General features: G+C 61.0%; 12 protein-coding genes, 1 tRNA gene and 1 pseudogene. 6 read left to right on the top strand and 8 right to left on the bottom strand.

The features are described 5' to 3' along the window. Positions 1–2 precede the first annotated feature (2 nt). The 4 genes from DXT88_RS17720 to DXT88_RS17705 all read right to left on the bottom strand — a co-directional run bounded on the left by DXT88_RS17720 (position 3) and on the right by DXT88_RS17705 (position 2310). On the bottom strand, positions 3–269 hold the full coding sequence (locus DXT88_RS17720) for a phosphopantetheine-binding protein (RefSeq protein ID WP_016832011.1): 267 nt from the start codon (positions 267–269) through the stop codon (positions 3–5). A 3-nt stretch (positions 270–272) separates the two neighbouring features. Further along, entirely contained in the window at positions 273–1064 is a 792-nt protein-coding gene (locus DXT88_RS17715; protein ID WP_265215652.1) for a lysophospholipid acyltransferase family protein, read from the bottom strand. A gap of 31 nt (positions 1065–1095) precedes the next feature. After that, on the bottom strand, positions 1096–1758 hold the full coding sequence (locus DXT88_RS17710) for a beta-ketoacyl synthase chain length factor (protein ID WP_407649362.1): 663 nt from the start codon (positions 1756–1758) through the stop codon (positions 1096–1098). A gap of 465 nt (positions 1759–2223) precedes the next feature. Then, positions 2224–2310 (bottom strand) — tRNA-Leu (locus DXT88_RS17705). Between the two features lie 151 nt (positions 2311–2461). On the opposite strand from DXT88_RS17705, the pseudogene DXT88_RS17700 reads away from it, so the two are divergent. Then, positions 2462–4418, top strand: a pseudogene (locus tag DXT88_RS17700) (APC family permease). A 48-nt stretch (positions 4419–4466) separates the two neighbouring features. Here the strand turns inward: DXT88_RS17700 and DXT88_RS17695 are convergent. The 3 genes from DXT88_RS17695 to DXT88_RS17685 form a co-directional block, all read right to left on the bottom strand. After that, positions 4467–4865, bottom strand: coding sequence for a surface-adhesin E family protein (locus tag DXT88_RS17695; protein WP_016832017.1), 399 nt, complete (start codon positions 4863–4865; stop codon positions 4467–4469). Positions 4866–5166: 301 nt separating this feature from the next. After that, the gene (locus tag DXT88_RS17690) at positions 5167–6183 is read right to left on the bottom strand and encodes a DctP family TRAP transporter solute-binding subunit (RefSeq protein WP_016832019.1); all 1017 of its coding nucleotides are present in this window, start codon (positions 6181–6183) and stop codon (positions 5167–5169) included. Between the two features lie 99 nt (positions 6184–6282). Beyond that, on the bottom strand, positions 6283–7359 hold the full coding sequence (locus DXT88_RS17685; protein ID WP_265215406.1) for a tartrate dehydrogenase: 1077 nt from the start codon (positions 7357–7359) through the stop codon (positions 6283–6285). 91 nt (positions 7360–7450) lie between these two features. Between DXT88_RS17685 and DXT88_RS17680 the strand changes: the two genes are divergently transcribed. Continuing rightward, a complete protein-coding gene (locus DXT88_RS17680) occupies positions 7451–8392 on the top strand; it encodes a LysR family transcriptional regulator (protein WP_265215404.1) in 942 nt (313 codons plus the stop codon). Positions 8393–8408: 16 nt separating this feature from the next. Here DXT88_RS17680 and DXT88_RS17675 read toward each other — a convergent pair whose 3' ends face one another. Continuing rightward, the gene (locus DXT88_RS17675) at positions 8409–9476 is read right to left on the bottom strand and encodes a substrate-binding domain-containing protein (RefSeq protein WP_265215402.1); all 1068 of its coding nucleotides are present in this window, start codon (positions 9474–9476) and stop codon (positions 8409–8411) included. A 161-nt stretch (positions 9477–9637) separates the two neighbouring features. On the opposite strand from DXT88_RS17675, the gene DXT88_RS17670 reads away from it, so the two are divergent. From DXT88_RS17670 to DXT88_RS17655, 4 genes are all read left to right on the top strand, one after another. Beyond that, entirely contained in the window at positions 9638–11281 is a 1644-nt protein-coding gene (locus DXT88_RS17670; protein WP_265215400.1) for an OFA family MFS transporter, read from the top strand. A gap of 146 nt (positions 11282–11427) precedes the next feature. Beyond that, entirely contained in the window at positions 11428–11715 is a 288-nt protein-coding gene (locus tag DXT88_RS17665; RefSeq protein WP_265215398.1) for a hypothetical protein, read from the top strand. A 75-nt stretch (positions 11716–11790) separates the two neighbouring features. After that, positions 11791–12270, top strand: a complete 480-nt coding sequence (locus tag DXT88_RS17660; protein ID WP_265215397.1) for a formate dehydrogenase subunit gamma — start codon at positions 11791–11793, stop codon at positions 12268–12270. Further along, the gene (locus DXT88_RS17655; protein WP_265215395.1) at positions 12267–13841 is read left to right on the top strand and encodes a formate dehydrogenase beta subunit; all 1575 of its coding nucleotides are present in this window, start codon (positions 12267–12269) and stop codon (positions 13839–13841) included. Before DXT88_RS17660 ends, DXT88_RS17655 begins: the two co-directional genes overlap by 4 nt. Positions 13842–13869 lie beyond the last annotated feature (28 nt).

Below are 13869 nucleotides of genomic sequence, written 5' to 3'. Positions count from 1 at the left end.
GTTTATTGTTGGCGATGGCTGGCAATCAGGGCGGCAAGTGATTGCACCGAGGCAAAGTGCTTGCGGGTTTCTTCCGAGTTCGCGGAGAGGGCGACGCCGTAGCGCTTTTGCAGCGCGACGCCGAGCTCCAGCGCGTCAATCGAATCCAGCCCGAGACCGTCGCCGAACAAGGGGGCGGCGGCGTCGATGTCGGCGGGACGGATGTCTTCCAGTTGCAGAACGTCGATGATGAGTTCTTTGATTTCTTGGTCAAGGTCAAGACTTGGCATCGCCTAGCTTTCTTTCATGAAATAGTTTTGCAGGTAATACGTAAGCTGGCGCGCGGCGAGGGTGGGATTGCAGGCATCGCCGGTCACTCCGGGAATATCGCGGATATCGATATCCTGCTGAATCTCGATCTCGAAGTGTGCCATGGTTGCAGGCACTTTCCACCATTTGTTACCTTTGCCCAGCGTCGCCGGCGTACAACGGATGATCACCGGCGTAATCGCGCAGGCGCCGCGCACTGCGACGTTAGCGGCGCCGCGCTTGAAGCTCATGTTGCCGTCGGCCGGGGTGCGTGTACCCTCGGGGAAAATGATCAGGTTGCCGCCGCTGCGCATCGAGCTGATGCAGTCGTCCACCAGCTCCGGCCCGTGGGCATTGCTGATATAGCCGGCCGCCCGCACCGGGCCGCGGGTAAAGGGATTGCGCCACAAAGCGCTCTTGACGATGCAATCGGCCTGCTCGACGAAGGCCATCAGCAAGACGGTGTCGATCAGGCTGGGATGGTTGGCCAGGATCAGCAAGCCCTTGCGCTGCAGCCGTTCACGGCCTGAAATGCGATAGCTGAGCACCCCCAGTGCGCTCATCAGCTCGACGAATGCACGGAAGGCCAGACGGATGATGCGGCGCGCCCAGACGATGCGGGATTGTTCGTCGCGCACGATGAGATTGAGCAGGGGGAAGATCATGAGGCGCAGCACGATGCCGCCGACGCCGAAGGCGATGAAGCTGATTGCCGTACCACCTACGCGCCAGTATTTATTGAGCAAGCTGTTCAGCCGTTTGAGCCATTGCTGCATCGCTCCGACGGTGACCGGCTTGCCCGACCGATCAAGCACGACGGCTCCAGCGCCAGCAGCGGCCGCCCGCGACCCGGGTCAGTTCGGCGTCGCGCCGCAAGAAGAAGCGCAGGATATCGAGCCCGCCCGGTGCGGCGACGTCTGTCGCAGATGCAGTCTCACCGTCCTCGGCCGTCCACGACAGCGAAAGCCGTTCTCCGGTATTTGCATCTGCATCGGCTTGCAACAGCCAGGCCCAGGCAAAACTTTGTTCCGCGCAGTCGGCGTAGGCAGCGAAAACTTCGGGCGGAGGATTGTCGGCCATCACCAGCAGGACTTGCGGCGCGCCGTCGGCAAGCAGGCCGCAGGCTTCGATGAGCGCATGCTCGACCGTGCTCGATCCTGCCGCGATAGCGATGTTATTGCTGCGATCGCCGCGTGCGATCGACCACAGCCCGCCGTTGGCATTGTGCACGGAGAGACTGAAGGAGGTCGGTGACAGCGGTGCATGTCGCGCCAGTTCCTGCAGCAACTCGACCGAACGCGCGCATTCACCGTGGCGCGAGGCGAAAATCACCGGAAGATCGGACGGGACGGCTTGTTCGTGCAGGCAGGCGTAGGCGGCTTCGAGCGCCATTTTGCCGGTGGCGCTGGCGCGGCGGCGCAGCATCGGCGGCATTTTTGCGACTTTGGGATCGGCAACGGCAGTATTCATGTCCGCACGGCCGTGAGCCCACTCCAGCCAGGCGGCGGCAGTGTCCAGACCAGGCGCCCAAGCCGTATGCGATGCGACAGAAAAACTGACATCCCCAAAACGCATGTTTCTATTCGTATACTGTCGATTGACCATGCTCTCTTTGCTGACGTTATCGTTGTTTCAATATCTTGGTCGGACCAAGACAGATCGGATAATCGCCGCGATCCCCTCGCATTTTTTGTTAATGTGATAACGAGAGCAGGCTTATTGAACGTTAAAAAAAGTAAAGCAAATATTACGATAAAAGCTACGCAGCAATTCGATTTTTAGATGAATATTCAGGCCAAAAAAAAGGCAGGGACGAATGATCGTTCCTACCTGTTTTGTTCGTCGGCGCTTTTTTGCGCGCACCGTCGTTTGTTTCCTTGTTGCCAACTGCCTTTTACTGCTTCTTGCCCGTATTGCTGCGTGCTTCCGTACGACTGGTGCCGGGAGCCGGAATCGAACCGGCACGGTGTCACCACCGCGGGATTTTGAGTCCCGTGCGTCTACCTATTCCGCCATCCCGGCAACGCAAGACCGCGATTATGACCCATTTTGGACGACCGGGCAATACCTTCATTGACGTCCTGACATGAGTTCCGATGCCGCAGCGCAGTACAAAGAGGTATCATCGCCGCTTGAACGGAAAAAATGCTGATCAGTATCCGGCACACATTGCATGTTGAAGATTCGAGAAATTTTGTTGGGCAAGGCGCTCGACCCGCTCAAGAGCGAGACGCGCCATTCGCTGGCCCTGGTGGCTTTTCTGGCGTGGGTGGGGTTGGGCGCGGACGGTTTGTCGTCCTCGGCGTACGGTCCGGAAGAGAGCTTCCGGGCGCTTGGCGAGCATACCCATCTGGGCCTGTACCTGGCGCTGGCGACCGCCCTGACGGTCTTCATCATCGCGCTGGCCTATAACCAGGTCATTGAATTATTCCCCACCGGCGGCGGCGGCTACCGCGTCGCCACCAAGCTGGTCGGTCCTTATCTCGGCCTGGTCTCGGGCGTGGCGCTGATCCTCGACTACGTGCTGACCATCGCCATTTCAGTCGCCTCCGGCGTCGACGCGCTGGCGTCGCTGCTGCCGCTGGGCTTCCAGGATTACAAACTGTGGGCCGAGGCCTTCTTTGTCGGCATGCTGATCGTGCTCAACCTGCGCGGCCTCAAGGAAGCCATCCGTTTCCTGCTGCCGGTGTTCCTCGGCTTCGTCGCCACCCATCTGGTGCTGATCGTCTACGGCATTTTCGTGCATGCGGAATACCTGCCGGCATTGGTGCCGACCACGCTGGCCGACACCGGCAGCCTGACCCGGCAAATCGGCTGGGCGGGCGTGGCTGGCATGCTGCTGCTGGCGTATTCGCAAGGCGGCGGTACTTACACCGGACTGGAAGCCGTCTCCAACAACGTCAACATGCTGGCCGAGCCGCGCGTGCGCACCGGCAAGATGACCATGTTGTACATGGCCCTGTCGCTGGCGTTCACGGCCGGCGGCATCTTCCTGCTGTATCTGTTGTGGGATGCGCGCCATGTCGACGGCGAAACCCTCAACGCCACCACGTTCCGCCTGATCATCGACAGCATGGGCATCGGTAGCCAGTGGCTCAATGACCTCCTGCTGGCGGTGGTGCTGGCGTTCGAGGCGGGCTTGTTGTTCGTGGCTGCCAATACCGGTTTCCTCGGGGGGGCCGGCGGTGTTGTCCAACATGGCGGCCGACTCCTGGGTGCCGCATAAATTCCGCTACCTGTCGACGCGACTGGTCACGCAGAACGGCATCCTGGTGATGGGCATCGCCGCGCTGGCGATCCTGTTCTGGACCCAGGGCAGCGTGACGCTGCTGATCGTGCTGTATTCGATTTCGGTGTTCCTGACCTTCGCCATTTCACTGTTCGGCCTGTGCCGTTACTGGTGGCGCCAGCGTCGCCAGCTGGCGCACTGGAAGCGGCGCTTCCTGTTGTCGCTGACCGGCTTCGTGATTTGCGCTTCGATCCTGTCGGTGCTGCTGTACGAAAAGATGTTTGCAGGCGGCTGGGCCACGGCGGTGATCATCGCCGGCATTGCAGCGCTGTGTATCTATATCCGGAATCACTACCGCGAGACCAAGGAGGCGATCCGCTCGGTCGACCAGATCTTCTCCAGCCAGCCGTTCGGTCCCAACATGGACGCCATCGTGCCGGATCCGGTCGACCAGACCGCGGTATTCATCGTCGGCACTTCACGCGGCGGCGGCCTGCATGCCTTGCTGTGGGTGCAACGCATGTTCCCCGGTCATTTCAAGAACTTCATCTTCGTCAATGCGCGCACGGTCGATTCGCATGCCTACGGCGGCGAAGGCGCGGTCGAGCAAATGCGCGCCGAAGCGAATGCGACGCTGCAGTTCTTCGTGGATTTCTGCCGCAGCCACGGCATGGCATCGTCGTCTTACCTGGGTTTCGGTACCGACGCGGTGCAGGAAGTGACCAAGCTGTGCTTCGACATCAGCCGGGAATACCCGAATGCGATTTTCTTCACCAGCAAACTGATTTTCGAACAGGACAACTGGTTCATCCGCCTGCTGCACAACCAGGCCGCGCTGGCGATCCAGCGCCGGCTGCATTTTGACGGCCTGCAGATGGTAATCCTGCCAATGAAGGTGTGAACCTGTCCGCGATCTTACTGCGAGGCCATGATCCGGCGTCGGGACAAATTACTTGAGACCGCAGATGATCTTGATCATCTGGGCGCCGGTCGAACCGGGCACGGCGTCTTGCAGCCGGGTGTCGCCGTAGGCGAGGTAAGGGGAAAACAGCGCGGCGCCCTGGGCATCCGCCTTGGCGTACATGGTGCGGCTGCCGAAGCCGATGCGCTTGTCGTCGCAATCGATGTAGGCGACGGAGACTTCCGAGGAATAGTATTTGCCGTGCCCCTGCAGCACTTGCGGCTTGGTCCAGTTGAGCAGGACATTGGCCTGCAGGATGCTGCGTCCGCGCTCGATGCTGGACTTGTCGACAAAGAAGGTACCGAGGTCGTTGTTGCCGAGCAATGACCATTGCGCGGCAAACACCTGGTTCGACACGAGCAACAATGCCAGCACTGCAAATTTCATCTTGTCCCGTTCGGTGAGGGTGGAGTGTTCATTCGCATCACGACAGCATGAACGCCAGCATGGCCACATCGTCTTCCAGCATGATCAGCAACGTCACCGACCACAGCAGCGTATAAGCGCTCCCGGCGGCGATGTAGTGCGCGAGTCGAATCTTCATGATTTTGCAGGAGGACGTCCGGTCATTTTACGGCGCAAATCCTAACACGGCATGAGGCCGCTGTAATTCCGAAATTGCCACAGACGCAAAAAAGCCGGCATTCCTCGCAGGAAACGCCGGCTTGCTTGCGGACTTGGTCGAGTCTTACTTGCCGTCCGGTCCGCGCCCGATTTCCTTGTAGATCGACTGGATCAGGTCCTTGCCGATGCGGTCTTCCATCTCGCGATGGACCTTGTACTGGATGGCTTTCCATTCGTTCTTTTCTTCCGGCGTCATGGTCAGGATTTTCATCTTGCCGGTTTTCCGGATGTCTTCCAGGGCATCGTCGTTTTCTTTCTTGGCGTTGCTGTTGAAATACTCGGTGGCGTCCTTGACAGCCTTGTCCATGACCGGCTTGAGATCGGCCGGCAGCGCATCCCAGAAGCGCTTGTTGGCGATGAATACATAGCCGTGATAGCCGTGCTCCGAGATCGTCATGAACTTCTGCACTTCAAACAGTTTGGCGGTGCTGACGATGGAGGGCGGATTTTCCTGACCGTCGACCACGCCGGTCTGCAAGCCCTGGTAGATCTCGGACCACGGCATCACCTGCGGCAACGCGCCGACCACGCGGGTGCGCGCGTCGATCACCTTGGACGACTGGATGCGGATCTTCATGCCCTTGATGTCGGACGGTTTCTGGATCGGCTTGTTGGAGGTCCAGTCGAGGAAGCCGCTGTCCCACATCGCCAGTCCGGTGAGGCCCTTGGCATCCAGCTTCTTCAGCAGCGCGTGGCCGATCGGTCCCTGCGTCACCTTCTGCGCCTGGGCCATGTTGTCGAACAGGTAGGGCAGGTCGAACACTTCGAACTCGCGCACGCCCATCGGGCCGAATTTGCCGAAGGTCGGCGCCAACATCTGCACCGAGCCCATTTGCAGGGCTTCCAGTTCTTCCTTGTCCTTGTAGAGCTGGCTGTTGGGATAGACCTCGACCTTGACACGGCCGCCGGTGCGCTCTTCGACGATCTTCTTGAAATAGTCCGCAGTCTTGCCCTTGGACGTGTTGGCCGCGACGACGTGGCTGAATTTGATGATGATCGGCTGCTGGGCTGTCTGCGCCTGTACCGCTGTGGTGAACAGGGCGATGGCCGCGGTTGCGACGATGGCTTTCCAGTGTTGCATGGTGTCTCCTCCTGTCTGGGATGGCATCCGTTTGGATGATGTGGCCGCGCTTCTGTCGAGCGCGATCCGCATCCGGACGTTTTGCTTGGCCTTAGTACATCAGATCGCCGCAGCGATCGCTTTGCCGACCGAAGTGGTGTCGCCGCTGCCGCCGAGGTCAGGCGTCTTCGGTCCTGCCACCAGCACCGTTTCGATCGCGGCCAGGATGGCGTCGTGGGCTTGCTTGTACTTCGGATTGCCGTTGCCGAGGAAGTCCAGCATCATCGCGCCGGACCAGATCGTGGCGACCGGGTTGGCGATGTTCTTGCCGGCGATGTCGGGCGCCGAACCGTGCACCGGCTCGAACAGCGACGGCAGCTTGCGGTCCGGATTGAGGTTGGCCGACGGTGCGATGCCGATGGTGCCGGCGCAGGCCGGGCCGAGATCGGACAGGATGTCGCCGAACAGATTGGGCGCAACCACGACGTCGAAACGCTGCGGATTCAGGACGAAATGCGCGGTCAGGATGTCGATGTGGTACTTGTCGGTCTTGACATCGCCGTAGTTCTTGCCCATCGCTTCGACGCGCTCGTCCCAGTACGGCATGGTGATGGCGATGCCGTTGGACTTGGTGGCCGAGGTCAGGTGTTTCTTCGGACGGCTCTGCGCCAGGTCGTAGGCGAATTTGAGGATGCGGTCGACGCCGTGGCGCGTAAAGACCGATTCCTGGATCACGATTTCACGGTCGGTGCCTTCATACATGCGGCCGCCGATGGACGAATACTCGCCTTCGGTGTTTTCGCGCACCACGTAGAAATCGATGTCGCCGGGTTTGCGGCCGGCCAGCGGGCAGGGTACGCCGGGCATCAGGCGCACCGGGCGCAGGTTGACGTACAGGTCGAAGTCGCGGCGGAACTTCAGCAGCGAACCCCATAGCGACACGTGATCCGGCACCGTGGCGGGCCAGCCGACCGCGCCGAAGAAGATCGCCTCGAAGCCCTTCAGCTGATCGAACCAGTCGTCCGGCATCATCTTGCCGTGCTGGGCGTAATAGCCGCAGTGGGCCCAGTCGAAATGGGTGTACTCGATCTCGATGCCGAACTTCTTCGCTGCGGCATCGACCGCGCGCAAGCCCTCGGGAATGACTTCCTGGCCGATGCCGTCGCCGGCGATGACGGCTACCTTGTGTTTGGTCATGGTGCTTTCTCCTTTAAAAACCAGACGGAAATCATAACGGCCCCCGACCTCGCTATAATTCACGAATCGGTTACTTCATAAAACACGATTCGTGAACAATCAAAGCGTCGCACCGCCCTTGCTGGAAGACTTGCGTTTGTTCTGCGTGGTGGCGCGCAAGAACAGTTTTGCCGAATCGGCCAAGGAGATGGGCTCGTCGCCGGCCTACATCAGCAAGCGAATCGCGCTGCTGGAGGCGGCGCTGGGCGTGCGGCTGTTCCATCGCACCACGCGCAGCGTGGTGATGACCGAAGAGGGCAGTAACGTGCATGAATGGGCGCGCCGCATCCTCGACGACGTCGACCAGATGCTGGAAACCGTCAGCAGCGCCAAGCAGGTGCCGCGCGGGCTGCTGAAGATCAGCACCAGCTTTGCGTTGGGTCGCAAATATGTATCGCCGCTGCTGTCGGAATTCGCGCGCCTGCATCCCGCGCTGCGCATTCAGCTGGAATTGTTCGATCGCCAGGTCGACATGATCAATGAAGGTTTCGATCTCGACATCCGCGTCGGCCCGGTGCATGAGCCGCACCTGTTCGCCAAGCGCATCATCGCCAGCCAGCGCGTGCTGTGCGCCAGTCCCGATTACCTCGCCCGGCACGGTGCGCCGCAGACCCTGTCGGACCTGACGCAGCACCAATGCCTGGTGATCCGCGAGCGCAACCAGTCGTTCGGCATCTGGCGCATGATGGGACCGAACGGCGCCGAGACGGTCAAGGTGGCCGGCGGGCTGGCGTCGAACCACGGTGAAATCATCCACCAATGGGCCATCGACGGCCATGGCGTGATTCTGCGTTCGATCTGGGATGTCGCCGCCAGCCTCAAGGACGGCAGCCTGGTGCGGGTGTTGCCGGCGTACTTTCAGGAAGCCGACCTGTGCGCGGTATATCCGCTGCAGCTCAAGAACTCCGCCAAGATCAGGGAGTGCGTGCGCTTCCTGCAGAAAAATCTGAATGTGCATGCTGTGCAAACTGCGCACGCTGCACCTGCGCGCTGAGCATCTTCACGCAGCTTCAGGGAAAGGCTTCCTGCACGCTTTGTATCTTGCCGGTATCGGCGCCTTCATAGCCGGTCAGGTCGTCGACCACCGCGCGGAACGTCGGCGATTGCACGATATCGACCACCGCCCGTACCAGCGGGTCGTTCAATGACGCCATCGGCAGCGCAAAGAAGTAGCGCTCGCGCACCAGCGGGATGAAGTCCAGTCCGAAGCGATGCGACGCCGTCTGCACGCCGAAGCCGACATCGGCCATGCCGCTGGCGATGAAGGCCGCGACTGCCGAATGCGTGAATTCGGTGTTCTCGAAACCGTTGATCCTCTTGTGTGAAATGCCTTGTCCGGCCAGCATCAGTTCCAGCAGCATGCGCGTGCCTGAACCGGCTTCGCGGTTGACGAAGCGCAGGTCGCTGCGGGTCAGGTCGGCCAGGCTGTGGATATTCTTGGGATTGCCGGGGGCGACGAACAGGCCTTGGCTGCGCACGGCAAGATGGATCAGGCAGTCGCTGCGCTTGTTGAGCCATTTGGCATAGGTGGCAATGGCCGGTTTTTCAAATTCTCCCAGCGGTACGTGGAAGCCTGCCAGGTCGCATTCCTGGCGCGACAGCGCGGCCACGGCGTCGGTGCTGTGGCGATAGCGTACCTCTACAGGCAGCTTGGCCTGGTTGAACTGGCTGAGCAGCGCCGCCACCGCGAAACCGTGGCTGGCGTTCAGGCGTACGGTCTTGGATTTGCCTTCGACGGTCTTGCCCAATTCGATTTCCAGTTCCGACGCCAGGCTGTCGAGCGTCGGCGACAAGCGTGCGCTGACCATGCGATCAGCCCACAGCAATTTGCTGGCGAAGGGCGTCAACGTGGTGCCGCGTCCGCGGCCGCTGGCGATCAGGCTGTGGCCGAACAATTGTTCAGAGGTGCGCAGCAAGCCCCACGCATGCCGATACGAGTGGCGCAGCTGCTGCGCCGCCTTGGCGATCGAGCCGGTTTGCTGGACCGCGGTCAATAGAGAAAGTAGTTCCGTGGTGTCGAGCGGGGAGTCGTCGCCGTGGGCGATTTCCCAGTGGGGCTTGATGTTAACCTTGTACATATATATGAAAAAAATAGCATATTGAGTCGGTAGAATTTCAATGATACCTTCGCGGCAGTAGGCGTAGCTCAGAAAAACTATAGGCATATTTTTGCATAAATAGCCGAATTCATTCGACTTGCATATAATTGCCGCCCCACAACATCAAAGAGGAGGGAACAATGGCCTTCGATTTCCTGCAAAAGGAACACACCATCGCCAAGCCCGGGTTCAACCGCTGGCTGGTACCGCCTGCCGCATTGGCAATTCATCTGTGTATTGGCATGGCATACGGTTTCTCCGTATTCTGGCTGCCCCTGTCCAGGGCGCTCGGCATCAAGGAGTCGATCGCCTGTGCGCCGGATACCGGTTTTTTCGCGCAAGTATTCTCCACCACCTGTGACTGGAAGATTTCCATGCTGGGCTGGATGTATACGATGTTCTTCGTCCTGCTCGGCATTTCCGCCGCGATCTGGGGCGGCTGGCTCGAGCGCGCAGGTCCGCGCAAGGCCGGCGTGGTCTCCGCGCTGTGCTGGTGCGGCGGCTTGCTGATTTCCGCCTTGGGCGTCTATACCCACCAGATCTGGCTCATGTGGCTGGGCTCCGGGGTGATCGGCGGCATCGGCCTCGGTCTCGGCTACATCTCGCCGGTGTCGACGCTGATCAAATGGTTCCCGGACCGTCGCGGCATGGCGACCGGCATGGCGATCATGGGCTTCGGCGGCGGCGCGCTGGTCGGCAGCCCGCTGGCCGACAAGCTGATGAAGCATTTCGCTACACCGACCTCGGTCGGCGTGTGGGAAACCTTTGTCGCCATGGCAGTGATCTATTTCGTCTTCATGATGGCCGGCGCACTGGGCTACCGTGTTCCGCCGAGCGGCTGGAAACCAGCGGGCTGGACGCCGCCGGCAACCACCAACAGCACCATGATCACGCAAAACCACGTGCACGTGAGCAAGGTCTGGGGCATTCCCCAGTTCTGGCTGGTGTGGCTGGTGCTGTGCCTGAACGTGTCGGCCGGCATCGGCGTGATCGGCATCTCGTCGCCGATGCTGCAGGAAGTCTTCGGCGGCCATCTGCTGGGCGTCAACGTCGGCTTCAGCGATCTGTCGATTGAGCAAAAAGCCGCGATCGCTGCGATTGCAGCCGGTTTCACCGGTCTGATCAGCCTGTTCAACATCGGCGGTCGTTTCGTGTGGGCGTCGTGCTCCGACTTCTTCGGTCGCAAGATGACATACGTGATCTTCTTCGTTCTGGGCTTCATCCTGTACGTGAGCCTGCCATGGTCGGCCAAGGCAGGCAGCATCGCGCTGTTCGTCGGTGCGGTCTGCATCATCCTGTCAATGTACGGCGGCGGTTTTTCAACGGTGCCGGCTTACCTGGCTGACTTGTTCGGTACGCAAATGGTCGGCGCGATCCACGGTCGCCTGCTGACTGCATGGGCGACCGCCGGCATCCTCGGCCCGGTGGTGGTGAACTACATGCGCGAGTACCAGTTGTCGCTCGGCATGCCGCGCGAGCAGGTCTACAACACCACGATGTACATCCTGGCAGGCATGCTGGTGGTGGGCTTGATCTGCAACCTGCTGGTCCGCCCGGTCGCCGCCAAGCACTTCATGACGCCGGAAGAACTGGCCCGTGAAAAGCAACTGGCGCATGAAAAGTCGTCTTCGGACAACACCGCATCCCTGTCGCCGACAGACATGGCGCTGGTCGGCCGTGGCGGCAATCCCGCCCTGATCGGCGCGGCATGGCTGGCAGTCGGCATCCCGCTGATCTGGGGTATTTCGCTGACGCTGCAAAAGACGGCGGTGCTGTTCAGGTAAGCGGCATTGACGTAGCCATGATGTAACAGCAGTAGAAAAGCAAGAGAGCAACAAGGCTGCCGCGAGGGTCAACACTCTGCGGCAGCCGGCTTCACCACCGTAGTGTTCTGTACCAACCCGAGGCATCATCGATAGGCAGGGAGAACATGAAATCGCTAGCTCATTCGTCGATCGGATCGCGTGCCGCAACGCTTCTCAGCGCAGCGCCCGGGTTTGCGATCGCATGCTTCATTTGCGCCGCTGCAGTCCTTGCAGTTGCGTTCTGCACCATTTTCTTTCCAGCATTTCCGAGTTTTTCTGCGCCGTTCGCGCAGGCAGGGATCGCCGTGTCCATCGCCGCCGGCTTGTTGCCGGCCGCGCGCACAATTCATCGCAACAGCGCATCGCAACAACGCCGTCGTCTGGTTCCCGGCAGGATCAGGCGGCGAGACTAAGCATGTTTTTCCACGGCCCGGCAAGATAAAAAACAGAAACCGGGGCCGGACAGCAGTTCAGCAGGAGACGAAACAATGAACAGACAACAGCCATTCGACGTCGGTGCGGTCAGGGACGTCATCGCCGCGCGCCGGCACATGCCCGGCGCCATGCTGCCGATCCTGCACGGCATCCAGGATGCGGTCGGCTTCGTGCCTGCCGACGCGGTGCCGATGATCGCCGAGGCGCTCAACGTATCGCGTGCCGAGGTGCACGGCGTGATTTCCTTCTACCACCATTTCCGCCAGCAACCGGGCGGCAAGCACGTGGTGCAGGTGTGCCGCGCGGAAGCCTGCCAGTCGGTCGGCTCCGAAGCGCTGGCCAGGCATGCGGAGAAAACGCTAGGTTGCGCCTTCCATGAAACCACCGCCGACGGCCAGTTCACGCTCGAGCCGGTGTATTGCCTGGGCCTGTGCGCCTGCGGTCCGAACGTGGTGGTCGACGGCGAGCTGCACGCGCGCGTCGGCGCCGACAAATTCGATCGGCTGCTGCGAGCCAAGCGAGGTGCGGCATGAGCATCAACATTTATGTGCCGCGCGACTCCGCAGCGATTGCATTGGGCGCCAACGATGTGGCGGCGGCGATTCGTGGCGAAGCCGAAAAGCGCGGCGTCGAGGTCAACATCGTGCGCAACGGTTCGCGCGGCATGTTCTGGCTGGAGCCGCTGGTGGAGGTCGAAACCGGACAAGGCCGGGTAGCCTATGGTCCGGTCGATCCGACCGATGTCGCGGGTTTGTTCGACGCCGGTTTCCTGGAGGACGCGACGGATGCATTTGAGCACCCCTTGGCGCAAGGCCTGACCGAAGAAATTCCCTATCTGAAAAAGCAGGAGCGCCTGACCTTTGCGCGCGTCGGCATCACCGATCCGGTGTCGCTGGACGACTACCTGGCGCATGAAGGCTATGCCGGACTCAAGCGCGCGGTCGGCATGAGCAGCGAAGCCATCGTGCAGGAAGTGCTGGATTCCGGCCTGCGCGGACGCGGCGGCGCGGCGTTCCCGACCGGCATCAAGTGGAAGACCGTGGCCGCTGCAAAGGCCGCGCAAAAGTACATCGTCTGCAATGCCGACGAAGGCGATTCCGGCACCTTCTCGGATCGCATGGTGATGGAAGACGATCCCTTCACATTGATCGAAGGCATGACGATTGCCGGTCTGGCAGTCGGCGCGACGCAAGGCTACATCTATGTGCGTTCAGAATATCCGCACGCCATCGCTGCGCTCAACGAAGCGATCGCCACCGCAAGCCAGAATGGCTATCTGGGCGACAACGTGCTCGGCTCGGGCAAGGCGTTTTGCCTGGAAGTGCGCATGGGCGCCGGCGCCTACATCTGCGGCGAAGAAACCGCTCTGCTCGAAAGCCTCGAAGGCAAGCGCGGCGTGGTGCGCGCCAAGCCGCCGCTGCCGGCGCTGGAAGGCCTGTTCGGCAAGCCGACCGTGATCAACAACGTGATTTCGCTGGCGACGGTGCCCATCGTGCTGGCGCGCGGCGCGGCGTTTTACAAGAATTACGGCGTCGGCCGTTCGCACGGCACTTTGCCGTTCCAGCTGGCCGGCAACGTCAAATACGGCGGCCTGGTCGAGAAGGCCTTCGGCCTGACTTTGCGCCAGCTGCTGGAGGACTTCGGCGGCGGCACGCTCAGCGGCCGGCCGATCCGGGCGGTGCAGGTGGGCGGCCCGCTAGGTGCCTACATGCCGCAGCAGCAGCTCGACACGCCGCTGGATTATGAAGCCTTCGCCGCCATCGGCGCGATGGTCGGTCACGGCGGTATGGTGGTGTTCGATGACGGCGTCGACATGGCGCAGCAGGCGCGCTATGCGATGGAGTTCTGCGCCATTGAATCCTGCGGCAAATGCACGCCGTGCCGCATCGGCTCGACACGCGGCGTCGAGGTGATCGACAAGATCATCGCCAACGAAGGTGGAAAAGACAGCAGACCGCAGCAAATCCATCTGCTGCGCGACCTGTGCGACACCATGCTCAACGGTTCGCTGTGCGCCATGGGCGGCCTGACGCCGTATCCGGTGCTGTCGGCGTTGAATCATTTCCCTGAAGACTTTGGTTCGCCGGCTGAAGAAGCCGCCTGAGCCAAACCTGTTCCCCGCATTCAGCAAG

This window comes from Herbaspirillum lusitanum, from assembly GCF_026127345.1.
In the GTDB taxonomy this organism is placed as follows: domain Bacteria; phylum Pseudomonadota; class Gammaproteobacteria; order Burkholderiales; family Burkholderiaceae_D; genus Herbaspirillum; species Herbaspirillum lusitanum.
The sequence above is the reverse complement of the archived record's forward strand: the minus strand, read 5'-3'. Positions and strand labels throughout refer to the sequence as shown.